Source organism: Stenotrophomonas sp. 115C5 (assembly GCF_056861055.1).
The window spans coordinates 137,125-161,017 of record NZ_JBSPUQ010000007.1 but is presented as its reverse complement, the minus strand read 5'-3'; the positions used below and the strand labels follow the sequence as shown (position 1 = coordinate 161,017).

19 protein-coding genes and 1 tRNA gene are annotated in these 23,893 nt (G+C 67.3%); 13 read left to right on the top strand and 7 right to left on the bottom strand.

The features are described 5' to 3' along the window. Positions 1-26 precede the first annotated feature (26 nt). From leuS to AC13FN_RS11130, 7 genes are all read left to right on the top strand, one after another. Positions 27-2,669 carry a leucine--tRNA ligase gene (gene leuS, locus AC13FN_RS11160; RefSeq protein WP_049437364.1) on the top strand — a complete coding sequence of 881 codons (2,643 nt, stop codon included), beginning with the start codon at positions 27-29 and terminating at the stop codon, positions 2,667-2,669. A 136-nt stretch (positions 2,670-2,805) separates the two neighbouring features. Further along, a complete protein-coding gene (locus tag AC13FN_RS11155; protein ID WP_010482940.1) occupies positions 2,806-3,390 on the top strand; it encodes an LPS-assembly lipoprotein LptE in 585 nt (194 codons plus the stop codon). Positions 3,391-3,399: 9 nt separating this feature from the next. After that, positions 3,400-4,437, top strand: a complete 1,038-nt coding sequence (gene holA / locus AC13FN_RS11150; RefSeq protein WP_482984861.1) for a DNA polymerase III subunit delta — start codon at positions 3,400-3,402, stop codon at positions 4,435-4,437. Between the two features lie 3 nt (positions 4,438-4,440). Beyond that, positions 4,441-5,106, top strand: coding sequence for a nicotinate-nucleotide adenylyltransferase (nadD, locus tag AC13FN_RS11145; protein ID WP_171955189.1), 666 nt, complete (start codon positions 4,441-4,443; stop codon positions 5,104-5,106). A 58-nt stretch (positions 5,107-5,164) separates the two neighbouring features. Further along, positions 5,165-5,575 (top strand): ribosome silencing factor, encoded by a 411-nt coding sequence (gene rsfS / locus AC13FN_RS11140; RefSeq protein ID WP_005418109.1) that lies wholly within the window; start codon positions 5,165-5,167, stop codon positions 5,573-5,575. Positions 5,576-5,639: 64 nt separating this feature from the next. Continuing rightward, complete coding sequence (rlmH, locus tag AC13FN_RS11135) at positions 5,640-6,110, top strand: 23S rRNA (pseudouridine(1915)-N(3))-methyltransferase RlmH (RefSeq protein WP_049437350.1); 471 nt, start codon at positions 5,640-5,642, stop codon at positions 6,108-6,110. A 22-nt stretch (positions 6,111-6,132) separates the two neighbouring features. Further along, a tRNA-Asn gene (locus AC13FN_RS11130) sits at positions 6,133-6,209 on the top strand. Between the two features lie 128 nt (positions 6,210-6,337). Here the strand turns inward: AC13FN_RS11130 and AC13FN_RS11125 are convergent. From AC13FN_RS11125 to AC13FN_RS11110, 4 genes are all read right to left on the bottom strand, one after another. Next, positions 6,338-7,759: a basic amino acid/polyamine antiporter gene (locus tag AC13FN_RS11125; protein WP_317216429.1), complete on the bottom strand. Its 1,422-nt coding sequence runs from the start codon at positions 7,757-7,759 to the stop codon at positions 6,338-6,340. Between the two features lie 137 nt (positions 7,760-7,896). Continuing rightward, positions 7,897-10,734 carry a TonB-dependent receptor gene (locus tag AC13FN_RS11120; protein ID WP_019338628.1) on the bottom strand — a complete coding sequence of 946 codons (2,838 nt, stop codon included), beginning with the start codon at positions 10,732-10,734 and terminating at the stop codon, positions 7,897-7,899. A 191-nt stretch (positions 10,735-10,925) separates the two neighbouring features. Next, on the bottom strand, positions 10,926-11,576 hold the full coding sequence (locus AC13FN_RS11115) for an energy transducer TonB (RefSeq protein WP_197654821.1): 651 nt from the start codon (positions 11,574-11,576) through the stop codon (positions 10,926-10,928). A gap of 217 nt (positions 11,577-11,793) precedes the next feature. Then, positions 11,794-12,531, bottom strand: coding sequence for an SIMPL domain-containing protein (locus AC13FN_RS11110; protein WP_006382138.1), 738 nt, complete (start codon positions 12,529-12,531; stop codon positions 11,794-11,796). Positions 12,532-12,662: 131 nt separating this feature from the next. Here AC13FN_RS11110 and AC13FN_RS11105 point away from each other — a divergent pair, with 131 nt between their 5' ends. The 4 genes from AC13FN_RS11105 to tldD are packed head-to-tail and all read left to right on the top strand — an operon-like array spanning position 12,663 to position 20,142. Further along, positions 12,663-13,271 carry a Maf family nucleotide pyrophosphatase gene (locus tag AC13FN_RS11105; RefSeq protein ID WP_482984862.1) on the top strand — a complete coding sequence of 203 codons (609 nt, stop codon included), beginning with the start codon at positions 12,663-12,665 and terminating at the stop codon, positions 13,269-13,271. Next, the gene (gene rng / locus AC13FN_RS11100) at positions 13,264-14,751 is read left to right on the top strand and encodes a ribonuclease G (RefSeq protein WP_049437343.1); all 1,488 of its coding nucleotides are present in this window, start codon (positions 13,264-13,266) and stop codon (positions 14,749-14,751) included. Before AC13FN_RS11105 ends, rng begins: the two co-directional genes overlap by 8 nt. A 30-nt stretch (positions 14,752-14,781) precedes the next feature. Beyond that, entirely contained in the window at positions 14,782-18,636 is a 3,855-nt protein-coding gene (locus tag AC13FN_RS11095; protein WP_482984863.1) for a YhdP family protein, read from the top strand. A gap of 60 nt (positions 18,637-18,696) precedes the next feature. Next, positions 18,697-20,142 carry a metalloprotease TldD gene (gene tldD, locus AC13FN_RS11090; protein WP_049437340.1) on the top strand — a complete coding sequence of 482 codons (1,446 nt, stop codon included), beginning with the start codon at positions 18,697-18,699 and terminating at the stop codon, positions 20,140-20,142. A gap of 41 nt (positions 20,143-20,183) precedes the next feature. Here the strand turns inward: tldD and yjgA are convergent, their stop codons facing one another. Next, positions 20,184-20,771, bottom strand: a complete 588-nt coding sequence (gene yjgA / locus AC13FN_RS11085) for a ribosome biogenesis factor YjgA (RefSeq protein ID WP_049437338.1) — start codon at positions 20,769-20,771, stop codon at positions 20,184-20,186. A gap of 68 nt (positions 20,772-20,839) precedes the next feature. Here yjgA and pmbA point away from each other — a divergent pair, with 68 nt between their 5' ends. After that, positions 20,840-22,207: a metalloprotease PmbA gene (gene pmbA, locus AC13FN_RS11080; RefSeq protein ID WP_010482969.1), complete on the top strand. Its 1,368-nt coding sequence runs from the start codon at positions 20,840-20,842 to the stop codon at positions 22,205-22,207. Between the two features lie 87 nt (positions 22,208-22,294). Then, positions 22,295-22,666, top strand: a complete 372-nt coding sequence (locus AC13FN_RS11075; RefSeq protein WP_010482972.1) for a DUF4870 domain-containing protein — start codon at positions 22,295-22,297, stop codon at positions 22,664-22,666. An 85-nt stretch (positions 22,667-22,751) separates the two neighbouring features. On the opposite strand, the gene AC13FN_RS11070 is transcribed toward AC13FN_RS11075, so the two are convergent. Continuing rightward, positions 22,752-23,630, bottom strand: a complete 879-nt coding sequence (locus AC13FN_RS11070) for a polyprenyl synthetase family protein (RefSeq protein ID WP_005410523.1) — start codon at positions 23,628-23,630, stop codon at positions 22,752-22,754. Next, positions 23,620-23,880, bottom strand: a complete 261-nt coding sequence (locus AC13FN_RS11065) for an exodeoxyribonuclease VII small subunit (RefSeq protein WP_010482975.1) — start codon at positions 23,878-23,880, stop codon at positions 23,620-23,622. Before AC13FN_RS11065 ends, AC13FN_RS11070 begins: the two co-directional genes overlap by 11 nt. Positions 23,881-23,893: the final 13 nt, after the last annotated feature.

Genomic DNA, 23,893 nt, shown 5'->3' with positions numbered 1-23,893 from the left:
GCTTTGCCGCCGCAACCGCGTGTTACATGACCAGCGTCGAACCCAACGTTTACGATCCGCAGCAGGTTGAATCCGCCGCCCAGAAGTACTGGGACGCTACCCGTGCCTTCGAGGTCGATGAAGCCTCGGACAAGCCGAAGTACTACTGCCTGTCGATGCTTCCGTATCCGTCCGGTGCGCTGCACATGGGCCACGTGCGCAACTACACCATTGGCGACGTGATCAGCCGCTACAAGCGCATGACCGGCCACAACGTGCTGCAGCCGATGGGCTGGGACGCGTTCGGCCTGCCGGCGGAAAACGCGGCGATCAAGAACAAGACCGCGCCGGCGGCGTGGACCTACAAGAACATCGACCACATGCGCAGCCAGCTGCAGTCGCTGGGCTATGCCATTGACTGGTCGCGCGAGTTCGCCACCTGCCGCCCGGACTATTACGTCCATGAGCAGCGCATGTTCACCCGCCTGATGCGCAAGGGTCTGGCTTACCGCCGCAACGCGGTGGTGAACTGGGATCCGGTCGACCAGACCGTGCTGGCCAACGAGCAGGTCATCGACGGCCGCGGCTGGCGCTCCGGCGCGCTGGTCGAGAAGCGCGAGATCCCGCAGTGGTTCCTGCGCATCACCGACTACGCCCAGGAGCTGCTGGACGGCCTGGATGAGCTGGACGGCTGGCCGGAATCGGTCAAGACCATGCAGCGCAACTGGATCGGCCGTTCCGAGGGTCTGGAAATCCAGTTCGACGTGCGCGATGTCGACGGCAGCGCGCTGGACCCGCTGCGCGTGTTCACCACCCGCCCGGACACGGTGATGGGTGTGACCTTCGTGTCGATCGCCGCCGAACATCCGCTGGCGCTGCATGCGGCGAAGAACAACCCGGAGCTGGCGGCGATGCTGGCCGACCTGAAGCAGGGCGGCGTGTCCGAGGCCGAGCTGGAAACCCAGGAAAAGCGCGGCATGGATACCGGCCTGCGCGCGCTGCATCCGGTCACCGGCGAGCCGGTGCCGGTCTGGGTCGCCAACTTCGTGCTGATGGGCTACGGCACCGGCGCGGTGATGGCCGTGCCGGGCCATGACCAGCGCGACAACGAAGTGGCCAACAAGTACGGCCTGCCGATCAAACAGGTGATCGCGCTGAAGGATGCGCGCACCGAAGAAGAGCGCACCTGGGATGGCAGCCGCTGGCAGGACTGGTACAGCGACAAGAGCCGTGCCTTCGAGCTGGTCAACTCGGCCGAGTTCGATGGCCTGGATTTCCAGGGCGCCTTCGAAGCCTTGGCCGAACGATTCGAGCGCAAGGCCCAGGGCCAGCGCCGCGTCAACTACCGCCTGCGCGACTGGGGCGTGAGCCGCCAGCGCTACTGGGGTTGCCCGATTCCGGTGATCTACTGCGCCAAGTGCGGTGCGGTGCCGGTGCCGGAAGAGCAGCTGCCGGTGGTGCTGCCGGAGGACGTTGCGTTCTCGGGTACCGGTTCGCCGATCAAGACCGATCCGGAATGGCGCAAGACCACCTGCCCGGACTGCGGGGGGGCGGCCGAGCGCGAGACCGATACCTTCGACACCTTCATGGAGTCGAGCTGGTACTACGCCCGCTACACCTCGCCGGGTGCCCGTGACGCCGTCGACAAGCGCGGCAACTACTGGCTGCCGGTGGACCAGTACATCGGTGGTATCGAGCACGCGATCCTGCACCTGATGTATTTCCGCTTCTATCACAAGCTGCTGCGCGACGCGCGGATGGTGGACAGCAACGAACCGGCGCGCAATCTGCTGTGCCAGGGCATGGTGATTGCTGAAACCTATTACCGCCCGAACCCGGATGGCTCGAAGGACTGGATCAATCCGGCCGATGTGGAAGTGCAGCGCGACGAGCGCGGCCGCATCACCGGCGCCACCCTGATCGCCGACGGCCAGCCGGTGGTGGTTGGCGGCACCGAGAAGATGTCCAAGTCGAAGAACAACGGCGTGGACCCGCAGGCGATGGTCGGCAAGTACGGCGCCGACACCGTCCGCCTGTTCTCGATGTTCGCCGCGCCGCCGGAACAGTCGCTGGAGTGGAACGAAGCCGGCGTGGACGGCATGGCTCGTTTCCTGCGCCGCCTGTGGGCCCAGGTGCAGAAGCACGCTGCCGACGGTGCCGCCCCGGCGCTGGACGTGGCCGCGCTGGACGCCAATCAGAAGGCATTGCGCCGCAAGACCCACGAGACCATCGGCAAGGTCGGTGACGACTACGGCCGCCGCCACAGCTTCAACACCGCCATTGCCGCGGTGATGGAACTGATGAACGCGCTGGCCAAGTTCGAGGATGGCAGCGAGCAGGGCCGTGCGGTGCGCCAGGAAGCGCTGCAGGCCATCGTGCTGCTGCTCAACCCGATCACCCCGCATGCCAGCCATGCCCTGTGGCAGGTGCTGGGCCATGGCGAGACCCTTCTGGAAGACCAGCCGTTCCCGCAGGCCGATGCCGGTGCACTGGTACGCGACGCGCTGACCCTGGCCGTGCAGGTCAACGGCAAGCTGCGTGGCACCATCGACGTGGCGGCCGACGCCGCGCGCGAGCAGGTCGAGGCACTGGCCCTGGCCGAGCCCAACGCGGCCAAGTTCATGGAAGGCCTGACGGTGCGCAAGATCATCATCGTGCCCGGCAAGATCGTGAACATCGTCGCCGCCTGATGTACCCCGCACCGGCCACCCGTGTGGTGGCCGGTGCCATTCCGGTGCAGGGCCAGGCGTTTGATGGCCCTGCATTCACGCGGCTTCGGGCACGCTGTGTGTTGCCGTGATCGCCCGGCTCCGCCAGACTGTCTCCATGACCCGAATCCTGCTTGCCCTCGTTCTTGTCCTCGGCCTTGCCGGCTGCGGTTTCCATCTGCGCAACAAGCTGATGCTGCCGACCGACACGGCACCGGTGAAGGTGGTTTCCACTGCGCCGTACAGCGAACTGGTCAAGCTGCTCAACCGCAGCCTGCTGGCCTCCGGCGCCAGGCTGGCCGATGAGGACAGCAAGGAACCCAGTACCCAGCTGCAGGTGCTGTCCGAACGCTGGGGCGACCTGCCGATCGCCATCGACTCGCAGGGCCGTGCGCAGGAATACAGCCTGCGCTACGCGGTGATCTTCATTTTCCGTCGCGAAGACGGCAGCGAGCTGGTGCCGCAGCAGGTGATCGAGCTGTCGCGCGACTACGTGTCGCCGCCGACCGACGCCACCGGTACCACCACCGAACGTGAAATCCTGGCCAATGAACTGCGCCGGGAAATGTCCGCCTCGATCATCCGCCGCATCGACAGCGTGGTGCGTGCCGAGATCGAGAAGGGCGGTAGCCTGTCGGCGCCGAAGGACAAGCCGGTTGAAGGTGCGGAGCCGGCCGAACCGGTCCCCGCAGCCAAGCACTGAGCCGCGACGATGGAACTGCGTCCGGAGCAGCTGGCCAGCCAGGGCGCTGATACCGCGCTGGCGCCGGTCTACCTGATTGCCGGCCCGGAAACCCTGCGCGTGCTTGAGGCGGCCGACGCCATCCGCGCGCGCGCGCGCGCCGCCGGCATCGGCGAGCGGGAAGTGTTCGACGCCGATGGCCGTGATTTCGACTGGAACCAGCTCGACGCCAGCTTCAACGCGCCCAGCCTGTTCAGCGCCCGCCGCCTGGTCGAGGTGCGCCTGCCCAGCGGCAAGCCGGGCAAGGACGGGGCCGAGGTGATCAGCCAGTTCTGCGCCAATCCGGCGCCGGACGTGGTGCTGATGATTACCGCCAACGAATGGAGCAGGGCCCACCAGGGCAAGTGGGCCGAGGCGGTCAACCGCATCGGCGTGCTGTCGGTGGCCTGGGCGATCAAGCCGCACGAATTGCCGGACTGGATCGAGCGCCGCCTGCGTGGCAAGGGCCTGCGCGCGGACCCGGCCGCCGTGCAGCGCCTGGCCGAGCGGGTGGAAGGCAATCTGCTGGCTGCCGCCCAGGAAATCGACAAGCTGGCGCTGTTGGCCGACGGCCAGCCGCTGGACGTGGAACGGATGGAATCGCTGGTGGCCGACGCCGCGCGTTATGACGTGTTCCGGCTGGTGGAGGCGACGTTCTCCGGGCAACCGCCGGCGGTGCTGCGCATGCTGGCCGGCCTGCGCGGCGAGGGTGAGGCGGTGGCTGCACTGATGCCGATGGTGATCCGCGAACTGCTGGCTGGTGCAGGCTTGGCCCGGGTGCAGGCCCGTGGCGGCAACCTGGCCGCCGAAATGAAATCGCGCGGCATCTGGGAATCGCGGCAGGCGCCGTACAAGCGCGCGCTGCAGCGGCATCCGGAAAGCAAGCGCTGGGAGCGCTTCGTGGCCGAAGCCGGGCTGGTCGACCGCATCGCCAAGGGGCGCGCCGACGGTGATGCCTGGCTGGCGCTGGAGCGCCTGCTGGTGGCCGTGGCCGAACCGCGTGCCGTGCGCCTGCTGGCGCGGGCCTGAGCAATGAGCCTGCGGATCTATTACGGGGGCACCTTTGATCCGGTGCACCTCGGGCACCTGGCGATCGCGCGGGCTGCCCGCGACGAACTGCAGGTTGCCGTGCGCATGCTGCCGGCCGCCGATCCGCCACACCGGGCCGTGCCCGGTGCCACGGCCGAGCAGCGTTGCAGCATGCTGTCGCTGGCCATCGGCGACGAACCGGGTCTGCTGCTGGACCGCCGCGAGCTGGACCGTGCAGCGCGTTTCCCCGGTCGGCCGTCCTACACCGTGGACACCCTGCGCGAGCTGCGTGGCGAGCTGGGTCCGAGCCGGCCGCTGGCTTGGCTGGTCGGCGCCGACAGCCTGCTTGGCCTGTCCCGCTGGCACGAGTGGGAGGCGCTGTTCGGGCTGGCTCATTTCGTGGTGGCGGAGCGCCCGGGCAGCCCGTTGCAGGCTGCGGTGGATGGCGAGCTGGGCCGGGCGCTGGAAGGGCGCTGGGCCGACACCGAGCAGGCCCTGTTCGCCAGCCCGGCCGGGCGCATCCTGCGCCTGCACCACCCGCTGCGCGAGGAATCGGCCAGCGCCGTGCGTTCGCAGATCGCCGGCGGCGGCCCCTGGCGCGCCCTGCTGCCACCCGGCGTGGCGGACTATGTGGCTGCACACGGGCTGTACCGCCCGGCCACAGCGTGAATGGCGTAGCGGCGCCATCCCCGTATAATCGCCCCCACGTTTATCGAGTCGATCCACTTTGAGCAACCAGACCCAGCCCCAGACCATCAAGGTCGATCTGCCCAGCCCGCCGCCGTCCGTGCCGGAACTGCTGGCCAGCGTCCGCCAAGCCACCGAAGACCTGAAGGCCAAGGACCTGGTCGAGATCGACGTGCGCGGCCGGTCCAGCGTTGCCGACTACATGATTGTCGTTTCGGGCACCTCGACCCGCCACGTCAAGTCGATTGCCGATGAAGTGGTGCGCTTCGCCAAGAACATCGACGTGATGCCGCTGGGCGTGGAAGGCGAGCGTGAAGCCGAGTGGGTGCTGGTCGATCTGGGCGACGTGATCGTCCACGTGATGCTGCCGCGCGTGCGTGAGTTCTACGCTCTCGAGCGCCTGTGGACCGTCGGCGACCAGCCGCCGTCCAGCGACGACGAAGTGGCCTGAGCCGCACGTTGACGCATCCCCTCGACGGCGCCGATGGCGCCGTCGACGTTTTGGAGGACCGTTGATGAAAGCCCGTCTGATCGCCACCGGTGAACGCGCCCCCAGCTGGGTGGCGCAGGGCTTCGCCGAGTACCAGAAGCGGCTATCGCACTGGCTGCCGTTCGAGCTGGTGGAAATCGAGCCCGGCCTGCGCGGCAAAGGCCGTGATCCGCGCCGCGCCACTGAAGATGAAGGCAAGCGGGTGATCGCTGCGCTGCCGAAGAATGCCTATGTGGTGGCGCTGGATGTGCCGGGTCGCCAGCTCAGTTCCGAACAGCTGGCACAGCGCCTGGAACACTGGCGCGGGCAGGGCAGGGACCTGGCGTTCCTGATCGGTGGTCCGGAAGGGCATTCGCGGGAAGTATCCGCGCTGGCCGACGAGAAGTGGTCGATCGGACCGCTGACGCTGCCGCACATGCTGGTACGCCTGGTGGTGGCCGAGCAGCTGTATCGAGCTGCCGCAATGATTGCCAATCACCCCTACCATCGCGCGTGAAGAGTGGTTATACTAGTCGTCTGCCCGAATAGCTCAGCCGGTTAGAGCACTTGACTGTTAATCAGGGGGTCGTTGGTTCGAGTCCAACTTCGGGCGCCACCTTGAGAAACCTGCATCGCGAGATGCAGGTTTTTTTTTGCGTCTTTGTGGAGTCGAGCTTGCTCGACTGCTGTTGTGGAGCCGAGCAGTGCTCGGCTGCCTGTGCGAAGCCGAGCGTGGGCTCGGCTCTACAGCGCCAGCGCTCCTCGCCAGAACGCCACCAGCGTGGCGATCGCCACGATCAGGATCGCACCGAACAGCGCCCATTCCCATCGCGTGAATACCTGTTCGCCGCGTTGGCGCCGGGTCAGTGCGAACAACACCACACCGGGCACGTACAGCAATACCGACAGCAGCAGGTTGTCCAGGCCACCGGCATACACCAGCCACAGCGCATACGCACTGGCCAGCAGTGCTACTCCGAAATCACGCCAGCGCACACCCGGCTCACCGGCATAGGCCTGCCCGCGCCAGGCCAGCTGCACGCCGAATGCCGTGGACAGGAAGTAGGGCACCAGGCTCATCGACGCGGCCAGCAGCACCAGCCCGGTGTAGCTGCCGGAACTGACCAGCACCAGCAGCAGGAACAACTGGATCAGGCCGTTGCTCAACCACAGTGCATTGGCCGGCACGCCGCGCGCGTTCTCACGGCCAAGGAAGGCGGGCATGGTGCCGTCACCTGCGGCGGCATAGAGCACTTCAGCGCACAGCAGCACCCAGGCCAACAATGCACCGAGAACGGAGATGATGGAACCGATGATGATCACCGTCGCGCCCCATTCGCCGACAATGGCGCGCAGCACATAGGCCATCGACGGATTTGGCAGTCCGGCCAGTTCCGCCTGCGACAGCACGCCCATCGACAACAGGCTGACCAGCACCAGCAGCAGCCACACGCCAAGGAAGCCGATCACCGTGGCGCGACCCACGTCGGTGCGGCGTGCCGCGCGTCGCGAATAGATGCTGGCCCCTTCGATGCCGATGAACACCCACACGGTCACCAGCATCATGCCGCGCAGCTGCTGGCCAAGGTCGCCGAGTGCAGGCGTGCCGAGGAAATCGGCGCGGAACACGTCCATGCGGAACGCGCCGGCGGCCAGGATCAGGAACAGCGCGATCGGCAGCAGCTTGGCCACGGTCACCAGGCCGTTGACGATGGCTGCGGTGCGCAGGCCACGCAGCACCAACAGGTGCACGGTCCACAACAGCAATGATGATGCGGTCACGGCGGCCGGGGTATTGCCTTCGCCGAACACGGGCATGAAGTGGCCGAGGCCACTGAAGATCAGCACGAAGAAGCTGGCGTTGCCAAGCACCGAGGCAACCCAGTAACCCCACGCAGCGGAGAAGCCGATGTAATTGCCGAAGCCTTCGCGCGCGTATGCGTAGATGCCGGTATCGAGATCAGGCCGGCGGTTGGCCAGCGCCTGGAACACGAAGGCCAGCATCAGCATGCCCGCGCCGCTCACCGCCCAGCCGATCAGCGCGGCGGCCGGACCGGCGCTGCGCGCTACGTTCTGCGGCAATGAAAAGATACCGGCGCCGACCATCGAGCCGACCACCAGTGCGGTCAACGCGGGCAGGCCCAAGCGCTGCGATGTCGCGGCCATGGAGATCCCCTGCGGCGGTGATGCCGCGTGCACACGGTAGCCCTGTGCCCGTGAACATGCCTGCAAGGGGCAGAACGACGAAGGCCCGGGCAGCTGCCCGGGCCTTCGAAGTTGCTGCGTTGAAGCGTGTGCCTGTATTACTTGAAGGTGTACTTGGCACCGACGGTGAAGTAGCGACCGATGGCACCACTGAAGTGCATCGGGTTGTAGTTCACGCCGCCATAGGTCAGCGGATCCAGCGGAGCAATGCGGTCGAAGACGTTCTCGACCGAAGCATTCAGCTCGAACGCTTCGGTGATTGCCCAACGGCCGGAAAGGTCGAAGGTGGTGAACGAAGAGATCTTCTTCACCGGCGATCCATCGGCATAGAAGAACTGGTACTTGCCGCCGCGCTTGTCAGTGTTTTCCATGCTGGAGATGTAGTTGGCCACGCCGCTGACACTCCACGGGCCCTGCTTCCAGGTGGTACCGAAGTTGATGCGGTCCTTCGGCGTGCCGATGCAGTTGGTCACGTCGCAGTTGCCGTGCGTGCCCAGGAAATCATCGGTGCTGGTACCGCTGGTGCGCTCGAACTTCAGCAGGTGGCTCCACTGCAGATCCATCTCCAGCTGGCCCGGGCCGATGTCGAAGGTCTGGCGGATGTCGGTGTCGATACCGCGAACGCGCGAGGAACTGGCGTTGATGTAGGCGGTGTTGACGGCCAGGATGCTGCCGGTACCGGCGACGCCGTTGAGCAGGTTGTTGTCGCGCAGGACGTTGCCAGCCCGGATCGCGTCATCGGTATCGCCCTGGGCGATCTCGTTGGTGCGCTTGATTTCCCAGGCATCGACGGTCAACGAGGTGGAGCGGGTGGGCTGCAGCACGATACCCACCGAGTAGCTCTTCGACTCTTCCGGTTTCAGGTCCTTGTTCGGGCGGGTGATGATCGCAACCGACTGCGAGCCGCAGTCGTCAGGCGAAGCACCCGGGGCCGGGTTTTCACCGTCCGGGCAACGGATCGGATCCGAGGCAGTGGAGAAGGCGGCCAAGCCACCATCGCCGTTCTCGGCCGGGTTCGGCGCGCGGAAGCCTTCGGCGTAGCTGGCGCGCAGGGCGATCCAGTCGGCCGGCGTCCACTTCACACCCAGCTTCGGCGTGGCCTTGCCTTCACCGCTCTCATACTTGTCGTAGCGCAGTGCAGCGGACAGTTCCAACTGCTCCAGCACCGGTGCCGACAGTTCGACGTAGCCGGCGTACACGTTCTGCGTGCCGTCATAGGCCGAGTAGCCCAGGCCGATGATGTCACCCGTGTCGGTGTAGGTCTGCGGGGTCAGGCTGTTGCTGGTCTTGCGCCACTCGGTACCGATCGCCAGGCCCAGCGGGCCACCCTTCAGGTCCATCAGGCTGCGCGACACGGTGAAGTCGAACATGTCCAGGCTGGACTTGGCACGTGCGCTGATCTTCGGCGAGATGTAGTCGTACAGCGCCTGGGAGTTCAGGTTGGCGTTGTCGCCAATGCGCCATACGCCACCGGCACAGTTCGCGTCACCCAGTGCACACTTCACGGCGCTGTAGCGCAGGAAGCCGGTGCGCTCGTTGACCAGGTCGGTGCCCGAGTGCAGGTAGGCGGTGTCGTAGCTCCAGTCACCCCAATTGCCCTTGACGCCGACCAGGAAACGATTGAACTCGTTGGTGTTGTCGGTCACGCGGGGGCCGACGTCCCAAGCGCTGTAGCGCAGGCGCAACGGGCCGGTACCGAGGCCGGCAGGCCGGTCAGGATGATTGGGGCCAAGCACCACGGCGCCCGGACCGCTGTTGCCGTTGACCGGCCCGCCGGGATAACCCCAGCCGCCGGACGCGGCGGATGGCGTGTTGCTGAAGGTGGTTTCCTTCTTCGAGTAGCCGATCTCGGTGTAGATTTCGCCACCTTCACCGAACGCGAAGCTGGCGCGGCCGAACACATTGACGTACTTCTCTTCCGGCGAGATGTCGCGATACAGCTGTGCCGGATCCCACAGGCAGCCCTGCGCGGCGACCGAAGCGTCGGTCTGGCCACCGATGGTGGTCAGACCCTGGCAGCCAGGCAGTGGCACGAGGGTGGCCGGATTCGTGTCGGTGACATTGCGGTCGTCGTACACCGAGCCATTGGGACCAACGCCGCCGCGGGTCTTGCCGCTGAGGAAGGCGCCACCCAGGAACTGGGCGTTGTTGCCATAGCCCCACTGGCGGGTGTCGCCGGTACCGATCCACTTGCGGTTCTTGCGGTCGCTGATCTTGATCGCGTCGCTCTTGCCGACATCCAGGCTGAAGAAGGCGTTCCATCCGTCGGTGGCCATGTCGCCGGTACCGGCGGTCAGGGTCGCTTTCTTGGTATCGCCATCGCTGTCGCCGGACAGGCCGTAGGAGCCGCGAAGGATCGCGCCCTGGAAGTCGCTGCGCAGGATGATGTTGACCACGCCAGCGATGGCGTCGGAGCCATAGATCGCCGAGGCGCCGTCCTTCAGCACTTCCACGCGTTCAACGGCGTCGAGCGGAATGGTGCTCAGGTCGGTGAAGACCTTCTGGCCGTCGTCGGCCAGGCCGTAGGTGGCCATGCGGCGACCATTCAACAGGACAAGGGTTGAACCCGCGCCCAGGCCACGCAGCGAAATGCCGGCGCCACCGCCGGCGAAGCCGTTGCCGAACGATTTGGGAATCGAGCCGGCGCCATTGGCGGTGATGGTCTGCAGGTACTCGGCAACCGTGGTCTTGCCGGTGCGGTCGATTTCCTGGCGGGTCACCACCTGCACCGGGGACGGTGTTTCAGTGTTGGTGCGCGGGATGTTCGAACCGGTGACCGTGATGCGGTCCAGGTTGGTGGCCTTCTCCTGCGCGAAAGCGGAGGTGGAAGCCACGGCGCCAACCAGCAGCAGGGTGCCGCCGGTAAGGATATGGGTGATGGACGATGCCAGGGTGGTGCGGCGGCGGCTGGCGGGCCGTTGGATCAGGTGTTTCACAGCTTCTCTCCTAACTGGAAAACCGTAGCGTTGAGGGCTGTCTCCGGTAGATTCCGGGACGGACCAATCTAGGTTTCCGGCAGGTGACGAAGTCGTGAATTTTTGCTTAATTGATAACAGTTGATCCTGTTCCGTCCGTACCCGCCCGGACGGAAGGGCCGGCCCGGCAGATGGCCGGGCCGGCGATCACCTCAGTCCGGCAGCGAGAACTGCACCGGCACCATGCCGATGGCCGGCACGGCCACGCCATCACGCTGGGCCGGCTCGAAGCGCCAGTGCTTGAGCACCTGCTGGCGTGCAGCCTGGTCCAGGCTGCGCGAGCCACTGCTGCGCTCGATGCTGACCACCGCTGGCTGCCCGTGGGTGTCCACCTCTACCCGCAACAGCACCGTACCCTGCTCGCGGTTGCGCAGTGCCGCCAGCGGGTAGGCCGGCGGCGGGGCGCTGCGGTATTGCAGCTGGGCGCCGGCCAGTGGTGTGGCGGTATCGATGCTCGGTACGAGCTGGGGCGGGGCCGGTTCGGCGGCCGGCAGTGCGATGCCCTGGGTTTCCTCTACGGTCGCGGTGGGGGCGGGCAGCGGCGGTGCTACCGGTTGCGTCCGGGGTTTGGGCACCACCTGGACGATTTCTTTCGGCGGGATCGGAACCGGCGGCGTGGGCGGTGGCGGGATCTTCTCGATCAGCCTGACCGCAGTCTTGTCACGCGGGACCTGCACAGCCTGGTAGGTCGCCGGGATCAGCAGCAACAGGAAGGCCAGCAGATGCAGGGCGATGGCCGCGCTCCAGGCGGCAACGCGGGCGGGGTCGAAGTGCGGGGATGCAACGGGATACGTACGAACCATGGTCCACCTCCATGCCAGTGACGAAGTCCTCAACGCACCAGGGCCCGTGGCGGGGTTGCCGCACGCGGCTGGCAGTCCATCAGTAGCGCGACATGGCGGCTACTGCCTAGAGGCAGGGGGGCGATCGTTGGGCTGGCCTTCAGCCAGTGCCGGCTGCGGGCATGAAAAAAGGCGGATCCCCTGCGGGATCCGCCTTTGCCGGCAATGACGAACGGGATCAGCGACCGAGTTCGAACACCACGTCCAGGTTGACCGAGACCGTCGATTCACCTGGTGCGACCGGGGTGGCCTTGTCCATCGCCGCGCCGGCCGACATGGCCCGCATCATCGGCATCGGGCGGTAGCCGCCGCCGGCGTTCTCGGAAATGCTGACGATGCGGCGCACCTGCAGGCCCAGCGACTTCGCATAGGTCTGGGCGCGGGCCTGGGCCTTCTTCAGTGCAGCCAGGCGGGCTTCGTCATAGACCGGTTCCGGCTGGTCGATCTCGAAGCTGGGGCCATTGATCTGGTTGGCGCCCTGCGCAGCCAGTGCGTCCAGCACCTTGCCCAGCTTGGCGATGTCGCGCACCTTCAGGCTGACCGTGTTGCTGGCCTGGTAGCCGGTGATCTTCGGTGCTTCGTTGTCGGCATAGCGGTACTGCGGGTTGAGGCTGACGCCACTGGTCTGCACGTCGCGCTCGGCGATGCCGGCGGCCTTGATCGCAGCCAGTACCTTGTCCATCTGCTGGGCGTTCTGGCGCATGGCGCTGTTGCCATCGGCGGCCTGGGTGACCACACCGGCCGACAGGGTGGCCACGTCCGGCACGCGGGTCGCCTCGGCGTTGGCCGAGATGTTCAGCAGGGTGCCTTCGGCCGGAGCGGCGATCGACGGCGACGACGGGGCAGCATGGGCGGTCATCGAGGTTCCAAGGGCGAGGGACAGGGCGAGCAGCAGCGGGGTGGCGGTCAGGCGCATGGAGAACTCCTTGTTGTGCCGTTGAGGGTGGTGTCGTAGCGATGAACGCGCTGTGAGCCCGTTCGGGGTTGAACGCGTTCCGGAACGGGTTGCCGACGATTCAGGTGGCAGCCTCAGGTTATGCTGTGCCGATGCTCTACCTTGCTTCCCGCTCCCCCCGACGCAACCAGCTGCTGGCCCGACTCGGACGCCCCTTCCAGGCCTTGGACCTGGAGGTCGTCGAGCAGCGCGCGCCCGCTGAAAGCGCCGAACGGTATGTCTGCCGGGTCGCCGCCGACAAGGCGCGCGCTGGCCTGGCCCGGGTGCTGGCCGATGACCCGCAGGCGCGGGTGCTCGGTTCGGACACCGAGGTGGTGCTGGACGGCGACGTGTTCGGAAAGCCCACCGACGCCGCCGATGCGCGGGCGATGCTGGCGCGCCTTGCCGGGCGTACCCATCAGGTGATGACCGCGGTGGTGGTGGTCGGCGCGGACGGGCTGGACAGCGAGCTGGTCATTTCCGAAGTGACCTTCGCCCCGATCGACGACGCCGACATCGCCGCCTACGTGGCCACCGGCGAACCGCTGGACAAGGCGGGTGCCTACGCCATCCAGGGCGGGGCCGAGCGCTGGATCGAGCACCTGTCCGGGAGTTACTCCGGGGTGATGGGGCTGCCGTTGCTGCACACCGATCGTTTGCTGGCGCGCTGTGGCGTGCCGGCCCCCACTGCCGATGCCGCCAGGGAGGCTGCCGATGTCTGAGGAAATCCTGGTCAATGTGACCCCGCGCGAGACCCGGGTCGCGGTGATCGAAAATGGCATGCTGCAGGAACTGCACATCGAGCGCGGCTGGCGCAGGGGTGTGGTCGGCAACATCTACAAGGGCAAGGTACAGCGGGTGATGCCCGGCATGCAGGCGGCCTTCGTCGAAGTCGGGCTGGAGCGCGCCGCGTTCCTGCACGCCAACGACGTGGTGCGGCCGGCGCCGGTAGCCAGTGCCGACACCGAGAACACCACGCTGCCGCCGCCGTCCAGCGTGCCGATCGTCGAGCTGCTGCGCGACGGCCAGGACATCGTGGTGCAGGTGGTGAAGGACCCGATCGGGACCAAGGGCGCCCGCCTGACCACGCAGATCAGCATTCCCTCGCGCTACATGGTGCTGCTGCCGCAGTCGAAAGTGGTGGGCGTATCGGCACGCATCGAGGATGAAACCGAGCGCGCGCGCCTGAAGGCGCTGGTGACCGAACTGTCGGCGCAGCACGGGGGCTACGGCTACATCGTGCGTACCAATGCCGAGGGCCAGCCGGCCGAGGCCATCGCCGAGGACATCGCCTACCTGTCGCGCGTATGGAACGTGGTCGAGCGCCGCGGCCGCGAAGCCCCCTCGTGCAGCAACATCTATGAAGACCTGAGCCTGCCGCTGCGTTCGGTGCGCGACCTGATCCGCAAGGACGTGGACAAGGTGAAGGTGGATTCGAAGGAGACCTTCGCCCAGCTGCAGGCCTTCGTCGCCAAGTACATGCCGGTGCTGGCCGAGAAGATCGAGCTGTATTCCGGCGATCGTCCGATCTTCGACATGTTCGGGGTGGAGGACGAGATCGGCCGCGCGCTGGACAAGCAGGTGCCGCTGAAATCCGGTGGTTACCTGGTGATCGACCAGACCGAGGCGATGACCACCATCGACGTCAACACCGGTTCGTTCCTCGGCCAGCGCAACCTGGAAGAGACGGTGTTCCGCACCAACCTGGAAGCGGCACAGGCGGTGGCACGGCAGCTGCGGCTGCGCAACCTGGGCGGCATCATCATCATCGACTTCATCGACATGGATGATGCCGAGCACCGCCGCCAGGTATTGCGTACGCTGGAAAAGGCGCTGGCCCGTGACCATGCCAAGACCACGGTGTACGACTTCTCGCCGCTGGGCCTGGTGGAGATGACCCGCAAGCGCACGGTGGAAAGCCTGGAGCGCCAGCTGTCGGAAACCTGCCCGCAGTGCAGCGGCCGTGGCAGCATCAAGACCACCGAGACGGTGACCTACGAGATCTTCCGCGAGATCACCCGTGCCGTGCGCCAGTTCGATGCCGCGCGCCTGCTGGTGATCGCTTCGACCAAGGTGGTCGCGCGCATCACCGACGAGGAATCCGCGGCAGTGGCCGAACTGGAGGAATTCCTCGGCAAGAGCATCCGCTTCCAGGCGGACGAGCAGTACCTGCAGGAGCAATTCGATGTTGTTCTGCTCTGATCCTCGCCGGCCGCAGGCCGGCGGTGGCCGATGAGCGCGCCGCCGCGCCTGCGACTGCGAAGGATCCGCCGTCATTTCATTGCCGCCTGCGCGGTGGGCCTGGTCGGGCTGGCACTGCTGGTGGGCACGCTCAGCCAGCTGTTGCCGCTGGCCGAGCGCCATCCCGACAGGATTGCCGCCTGGTTGAGTGAACGCGCCGGCCAGCCGGTGCGTTTCGACCAGCTGCAGACGGCCTGGACCCGGCGTGGTCCGCTGCTGCAGCTGAAGGGCCTGCGCATTGGCGCCGGCCAGGGCCTGGCGATCGGCGAGGCCGAGGTGCTGGTGTCGATGTACAGCGGGCTGCTGCCCGGCCGCTCGTTGACCGAACTGCGCCTGCGTGGCCTGGCACTGGACCTGCAGCAGGGCGAGGACGGCCGCTGGTCGGTGCGTGGCCTGCCGCAGGCCGCCAATGGCGGGGACCCGCTGGATGCGCTGCGCCGGCTGGGCGAACTGCAGGTGATCGGTGGCCGCCTGGGCGTGCATGCGCCGGGGCTGGGGATCGATACCACGCTGCCACGCATCGACGTGCGCCTGCGGGTCAACGGCGACCGCCTGCGTGTAGGCGTGCGCGCCTGGGCCCAGACCGAAGCGCTGCCGTTGACTGCGGTGCTGGACGTGGACCGCGTGCGCGGCAACGGCCAGGCCTGGCTGGGCGCCGATCCGGTCGATTTCCATGCCTGGTCGCCATTGCTGGCGGCCGGCGGTGTGCGCCTGCGCGAAGGCAAGGGCGAACTCAACCTGTGGCTGACCCTGCGCGATTTCGCGCCGGTGGCGGTGACCACCGATTCGGACCTGCGTGATGTCCGCATCGATGGCGCACCGATGCCCGCGATGGCGGCTCCGCAGCTGCAGCTGCAGCGGTTGCAGGCACGCCTGCGCTGGCAGCGCCAGGTCGACGGCTGGGCGTTGCAGGTGCCGCGCCTGCGCCTGAAAACCGAAGAAGGCGAGCAGCAGCTCGATGGCCTGCAGCTGCAGCTCGGCAAGCAGCTGCGGGTCAGTTCTGGCGAAGTGCAGGCCGGCATCGCGCTGCGTGCGCTGGCCCTGAGCGATCGTCTTGAACCGGGCCTGCGTCGCTGGCTGTTCCTGTCCAGGCCGCAGCTGGACGTGCGCGAGCTGCAGCTGGCGGGCGAACGCGATGGCCCGCTGTGGGCGCAGGGCGAACTGCAGTCGCTGGGCTTCGCCAGCGTGGGCAATTCGCCCGGCCTGCGCGGCCTGGGCGGGCGCTTCGAAGGCGACGCGGATGGCTTCAGCCTGCAGCTGCAGCCGCAACGCCAGCTGCAGTTCGATTGGCCGACCGGCTTCGGCGTGCGCCACGATCTGCACCTGGCGGGCCAGGTGGTGGGCTGGCGCGATGAAGGCGGTGGCTGGCGCATCGGTACGGCGGCGATGCGCGTGGAAGGCACCGATTACGCGGCGGACGTGCGCGGTGGTGTCTGGTTCCAGGGCGACGGTACGCGGCCGTGGCTGCAGCTGGCGGCCAAGCTGGACGACGTGCCGATGACATCGGCCAAGCGCTTCTGGATCCACTCCAAGATGAGCAAGGGCGCCACCGACTGGCTGGACATGGCGCTGGCCGGCGGCCAGGTGCGCAATGGCATCGGCCTGGTCAGTGGCGACCTGGACGACTGGCCGTTCGACAACAACGATGGCCGCTTCGAGGCGACCGGCCATATCACCAATGGTGACATCCGCTTCCAGCACGACTGGCCGTTGATGCGCCAGGTCGACGCCGATATCGCCTTCATCGGCCCCGGCTTCGACATGCACGGTCGAGGCGATCTGGCCGGCGTGGCGGTGCAGAAATTCGAAGCGGGCATCCAGGACTTCGGGCAGCAGCCGCTGTACGTGCGTGCCGATGCGCAGAGCGAGGCCGACAGGCTGCTGGCCATGCTGCGGCAGAGCCCATTGCACAAGGATTATGGCGACACCCTGGACAACCTCACCGCTACGGGCCCGGCGCATGTGACCTTCGATCTGCTGCAGCCGCTGCACCACGATGAAGGGGGCGGCCACCTGCAGGGAACGGTCGATCTGGCCGGCGTGAAGCTGGTCGACAAGCGCTTCCAGCTCACCTTTGACAACATGCACGGGCAGGCGCGTTACAGCAACGGCGGTTTCGATGCCGAGGAACTGGCGGTGCGCCACCTCGGCCAGGACGGCCGCCTGAGCCTGCGTGCCGGTGGCTACGTGCACGACAGCAAGCTGGCCTTTGAATCGCAGTTGTCGGCCAACCTCGATGCTGGCGTGCTGATCGACCGCGCACCGGAAATGGCGTGGCTGAAGCCCTACATCGCCGGCACCTCGCCGTGGACCATCGCGGTCAATCTGCCCAAGGTCGCTCCGGGGGCGCCTGCGCCGCCCAGCGAGCTGCGGTTGAGCTCCGATCTGGTCGGGACCCGGCTGGATCTGCCGGCGCCGCTGGACAAACCGGCTGCCGAGCCGTTGGCGACCACCGTGGCTGCACAGCTGCCGATGGGGGCCGGCCGCATCGACGTGGCGTTCGGCCAGCGCCTGGCGCTGGCTGCGCGCAGCCACAACAACCAGACGGGTGTGCAGGTGACGCTGGGAAGCGACCATGCCGATCGCGAGCCGCCGCCGAGCGGACTGTCCGTGAATGGCCGCAGCCCGACCCTGGATGCGCTGGAGTGGATCGGCCTGGCCCGTGGTGGCAACGACGATGACGGCATGCCGCTGCGTGCGGTGGATGTGCAGGTCGGCAAGCTGATGCTGATCGGTGGCGTGTTCGAGCAGACCCGGTTGCAGCTGCGCCCGGGAGCGCAGGCACTGGATGTGCGCCTGGACGGCCCGTCGCTGGCCGGGCGCCTGACCGTCCCCAATGCAGACGGCGGCACCATCAGTGGCCAGCTCGACCGCGTGCACTGGCAGTCATTGCCGGCGGCTCCAGGTGCACCGGCCGCGCCGGCACGGGTACAGGCCGGCGCCAACGACATGGACCCGGCCAAGCTGCCGCCGTTCGCGCTGGACATCGCCGACTTGAAGTTCGGCAAGGTGGTGCTGGGCCAGGCGGTGCTGCGTACGCGGCCGCTGGCCAATGGCCTGAACGTGGATGAGCTGCGCTTCCGTGCGCCTGACCAGGAGATCGACATCAGCGGTCGCTGGCTGGGCCGCACCGGTGGTGCCCGCACCGAGCTGACCGCTCAGGTGCGCAGCGAGGATCTGGGCGGACTGATGCAGAACCTCGACTACGGCGGCCAGCTGCGTGGCGGTTCCGGCCAGGCGCAGCTGCAGGCCACGTGGAGTGGGGGGCCGTCGGAGTTCCAGCTGGGCAACCTGCAGGGCCGCCTGGACCTGCACGCACGCAACGGCCAGCTGCTGGAGCTGGAACCCGGCGCCGGCCGCGTGCTGGGCCTGCTCAGCGTGACCCAGCTGCCGCGGCGCCTGATGTTCGACTTCCGCGACTTCTTCTCCAAGGGCTTCGCGTTCAACCAGATCGACGGCAGCATGCAGTTCGGCCAGGGCATGGCGCGCACAGACAAGGTGCTGATCGAAGGCCCGGCAGCCAACATCACCATCCGCGGCCAGGCCGACCTGCGCAACCAGCAGTTCGACCAGACCATCGACGTCAACCCGCGCGCAGGCAATCTGCTGACCGTGGTGGGGGCGGTGGCCGGTGGCCCGGTGGGGGCGGCGCTGGGCGCGGCCACCAATGCGGTATTGTCCAAACCATTGGGCGAGATTGGCGCCCGTACCTACAAGGTGACCGGTCCATGGAAGGAACCGAAGGTGGAAGTGATCGAGCGCAGCCGCGACAAGGCTCCGCCACCCGCGCCGGCACCGGCACCGGCCATTCCGCCGACCGTCACCGGCCTGCCGCGCGCGCGTTGAGCGCGGCTTTCCTGTTCACGGGGCTTGCCTGAGCGCCCCCGCATCCCCAGATCGAGAACCATGACTGATATCGCCCTGACGCTTGCCCAAGACCGCCTGCTGCGCCCTGGTGGCCTGGATACCGCTGGCCTGGAGCGCACCTTCGGGCAGTTGCTCGGCCCCGGTGTGGACTTTGGTGACCTTTACTTCCAGCACGCCCGCCGCGAGAGCTGGAGCGTGGAGGATGGCATCGTCAAGGACGGTGCCCATTCCATCGAGCAGGGCGTGGGCGTGCGGGCGATTTCCGGCGAGAAGACCGGTTTCGCCTACTCCGACGACATCCATGCCGATGCGCTGCGGGTGGCGGCGCAGTCGGCGCGCGCGATCTCGCGCGAAGGTGGTGCCCAGACCGGGCGCTCGCTGCTGCGTGGCAACGCGCGCGCGCTTTACCCGGCGCTGGACCCGATCGACGGCATCGGCAACGAGGCCAAGGTCGAGGTGCTCAAGCGCCTGGACGGCTACCTGCGTGCCGCCGACCCGCGCGTGAAGCAGGTGATGGTCAGCCTGTCCGGCGGCGTCGATACGGTGCTGATCGCCCGCAGCGACGGTGTGCTGGGCGCTGACGTGCGCCCGCTGGTGCGCCTGAACGTGCAGGTGATCGTCGAGCACAACGGCCGTCGCGAGTCCGGCTATGCCGGTGGCGGTGGCCGTTACGGGTATGAGGAACTGTTCGCGGACGGCCGCCCGGAAGCCTTCGCCCGTGAGGCGCTGCGCCAGGCGCTGGTGAATCTTGAAGCGGTACCGGCACCGGCCGGCGTGATGCCGGTGGTACTGGGCCCGGGCTGGCCCGGCGTGCTGCTGCATGAAGCGGTCGGCCATGGCCTGGAAGGCGACTTCAACCGCAAGGGCACCAGCGTCTACGCGGGCCGGATCGGCGAGCGCGTTGCCGCCCCGGGCGTGACGATCGTCGATGACGGCACGCTGGACGGACGCCGTGGCTCGTTGAACATCGACGACGAGGGTCATCCCAGCCAGTGCACGACGCTGATCGAGGACGGCATCCTGGTCGGCTACATGCAGGACAGCCTCAACGCGCGCCTGATGGGCGTAGCGCCGACTGGCAACGGCCGCCGCGAATCGTTCGCGCACCTGACCATGCCGCGCATGACCAATACCTACATGCGTGCCGGCCAGCACGACCCGCAGGAGATGATCCGTTCGGTGAAGAAGGGCCTGTACGCGGTCAACTTCGGCGGCGGCCAGGTCGACATCACCAGCGGCAAGTACGTGTTCTCGGCCACCGAGGCGTACCTGATCGAGGATGGCCGCATCACCACGCCGGTGAAGGGCGCGACCCTGATCGGCAACGGTCCGGAAACCATGCAGAAGGTGCGCATGGTCGGCAACGACCTGGCTCTGGACGAGGGCGTGGGCATCTGCGGCAAGGATGGGCAGAGCGTGCCCGTGGGTGTCGGCCAGCCTTCGCTGTTGATCGAGGGCATCACCGTCGGCGGTACCCAGGCCTGAGCCGGGCGATGGCCAGCGCCACCGCCCCGACCGGCGCGGACTCAGCCCTCGTCGGCCTCGTCGGTCTCGACGTGGCCAGCGTCTTCGCCGCTGGCCTTCAGGCCCAGCGCCGCCGGCAGCATCAGCGCGCGCAGCACCTGGTAGATCTCGCGGTAGGCGCGCGGCGGCTTGTTCTTCGCCTTCTCGGCCTGCGCGTTGCGCACCAGCGTGCGCAGCTGCTGGCGGTCGGCCTGCGGGTAATCGTCCAGCAGGGCGGCCAGCGCCTTGTCACCTTCGGCCAGCAGGCGCTCGCGCCAGTCTTCCACGCGGTGCATCATCGCCACTTCGCGGCGGCCGGTTTCGCTGTTGGCGTCCAGCGCATCGCGGATCGCATCCAGCGTGGCGTCTTCTTCGCGGCGCATGTGCTTGGCCAGGAACGCCAGCTGGCGTTTGTGGGCGATGTGGGCGGTGATGCGCTTGCACTCGGCGATGTGCGGCAGCAGGTCTTCCGGAATCGGCAGGCGCGCCAGCTGGGCCGGGGTCAACGACACCAGCTTCTCGCCCAGGGCCAGGACGTCGAGCGCATCGCGCCGGTTCTGGCTGCGGCTCTTGTCGTGGAATTCACCGGTTTCTTCGTCGCGTCCGCGCATCGTTCCTACCTGATCTCAAAAAAAGTCGCCCGGCGTGATGCCGGGCCCAACCCGTACAGGATAAAGCATTGAACGTGATCGCCCCTGAAGTCGCTGTCGGCGACGACAGCCCGGCCCGGCTGGAACGGCTGGCCGACCTTTCCCAGCAGCTGCTCGACCGTGCCCGGGCGCTGGGCGCCAGCCAGGCCGAGGTCAGCTGCAGCGAGGACCGTGGTCTGGAGGTCAATGTCCGCCTTGGCGAGGTTGAGACCGTGCAGTCCACCCGTGACCGCGGTATCGCCGTCACCGTCTATTTCGGCCAACGCAAGGGCAGCGCCAGCACCGGCGACCTGAACGAGGCCAGCCTTGCCGCCACGGTCGAGCAGGCCTGCGCGATCGCCCGCCATACCGAGGACGACCCGGCCGCCGGCCTGGCCGAGGCGGCGCTGATGGCGACCGACTTCCCCGACCTGGACAGCTGGCATCCCTGGGCGCTGCAGGCCGACGAGGCGGTGGACCTGGCCCTGGCCTGCGAGAACGCAGGTCGTGAGGCCGATGCGCAGATCCGCAACTCCGACGGCGCCTCGGTGTCGAGCATGCAGAGCCTGTCGGTGTACGCCAATTCGCATGGCTTTTTCGGCCGTGAGCGTGGCACCCATCATTCGGTGGGCTGTGCGCTGATCGCCGGCCAGGGCGATGGCATGCAGCGCGATGGCTGGTACACCAGCGCGCTGGCCCGCGAGGACCTTGAGGAGGTGGGCCTGGTCGGTCGTCGTGCCGCCGAGCGTACCGTTGCCCGCCTGCAGCCTCGCTCGATGGCCACCGGCAGCATGCCGGTGCTGTTCGCCCCGGAAGTCGCGCGCAGCCTGGTCGGTCACCTGCTGTCGGCGGTGTCCGGCGGTGCCCTGTACCGCCAGGCCAGCTTCCTGCTGGACAGCGTTGGCCAGCAGCTGTTCCCGGACTGGATGCAGATCGAGGAACTGCCCCACCTGCGCCGTGGCCTGCGCTCGGCCGCCTTCGACGGTGACGGCGTGGCCACCCGTGCTTCGGCCCTGGTCCGTGACGGCGTGCTGCAGCGCTATGTGCTGGGCAGCTACTCGGCGCGCAAGCTGGGCCTGCAGACCACCGCCAATGCCGGTGGCGTGCACAACCTGCAACTGGCCGCCAACGCGGGCTCCCTGCAGGAGATCGCCCGCCAGATGGGCGATGGCCTGCTGGTGACCGAGCTGATGGGGCAGGGCGTGAACGGGGTGACCGGCGACTACTCGCGCGGTGCCGGCGGCTTCCGCGTCGAGAATGGCGAGATCCAGTACCCGGTGGATGGCATCACCATCGCCGGCAACCTGCGCGAGATGTTCAGCAGCATCGAAGCGGTTGGCAGCGACGTCGACCCGCGCTCGCACATCCGGACCGGTTCGATCCTGCTGGGGCGGATGACCATCGCCGGTAATGATTGATGGCGTCGATGGCGTAAGCTATGCCCGCCTGACGCAACCAGCTTGGTGCTGGTGGGTCAAGACCACCCAATGAAAAGGAGTTTTGTCGTGAGCGAATTCGATAACGTCCCGCCGCCGCCGGCCACCACCGACGTGCCGGCCGACCAGCGCACCATGGCCCTGGCTGCCCACCTGCTGGGCATCTTCACCGGCTTCATCGGCGCGCTGATCATCTGGCTGATCAACAAGGACGATGCTGGCAAGGCCTTCGTGACCGACCAGGCCAAGGAAGCCCTGAACTTCCAGATCACCGTGACCATCGCCATGGTGATCAGCATGATCCTGACCATCGTGATCATCGGCGTCTTCCTGGCCCCGATCGTCGGCATCATCAGCCTGGTGTTCAGCATCATCGCAGCGGTCAAGGCCAACAACGGTGAAGCCTATCGCTACCCGTTCGCGCTGCGCCTGATCAAGTAATACCGGCTACATGCGGAACTGAAAACGCCCGGCATTGCCGGGCGTTTTCATGTGCGGGGAGCGACGGGCGGTGCCCGGCGAGCAATCAATGATCGCGTTCGACCGCCAGCGTCGCCAGCGCACGCAGCGCATCGGCTTCCTCGCCATACCCGGCCAGGATCGATTGCATGCGTGCAGCGAGTTCGTGCAGCTGGGCCTTTGCGCCGTCCATACCGAGAAGGGCGGGGAAGGTGCTCTTGTCCTGCGCCTGGTCCTTGCCGGCGGTCTTGCCCAACTGCTCGGAACTGGCCTCGACATCGAGGATGTCGTCGCGTACCTGGAAGGCCAGGCCGAGTGCATCGGCGAAGCTGTCCAGCTGGGCCAGCTGCGGTTCGTGGGCCTGGCCGCACAGCGCGCCCATGCGCACTGCCGCACGGATCAACGCGCCGGTCTTCAGCGCGTGCATGCGGGTCAATGCCGCCAGCGTCTGCTGCTGGCCGGTGGCATCGATATCCAGCGCCTGGCCGCCGCACATGCCGGACGCGCCGGAGGCGTGGGCCAGGGTCTGCAGGCAGGCCACGCGCAAGGTGGCTGGCAGCGGCGCATCGGCGAGCAGGCCAAAGGCACGGGTCTGCAGCGCGTCGCCTGCCAGGATCGCGGTGGCTTCATCGAAGGCGATGTGGGTGGTCGGCTTGCCGCGGCGCAACGCGTCGTCATCCATCGCCGGCAGGTCGTCATGCACCAGCGAGTAGGCGTGGATGAGTTCGACGGACATGGCCGCCGCATCCAGGCTTTCCGGCTGCGCACCGAACAGGTGGCCACTGGCGTAGACCAGCAGAGGGCGCATGCGCTTGCCACCGCCCAGCACCGAATAGCGCATGGCCTGGTGCAGGCGCTGCGGTGCTTCGGCAGGCGAGGGCAGAGCGGCGTCGAGCTGGCTTTCGATACGGTCGCGCCAGCGCGCGAACAGAACCTCAGCCGTCATGGCTGGGCGGATCGAAGGGTTCGGCTGCTTCCGGCTGCGCCGGATCGCTGAGCAGGCGCACGCGCAGTTCGGCCTGCTCCAGCGCCTGCTGGCACTGGCGATACAGACCGACGCCACGTTCGTAAGCACTGAGCGAGGCTTCCAGGCTCAGCTCGCCGGTTTCCATCTGCTCCACCAGCTGTTCCAGCGATTCGAGCGACTGCTCGAACTGGGCGACCGGGGAGGCGTTTTCGGGGGACTTCTTGGCCATGTGGCAAGTGTGG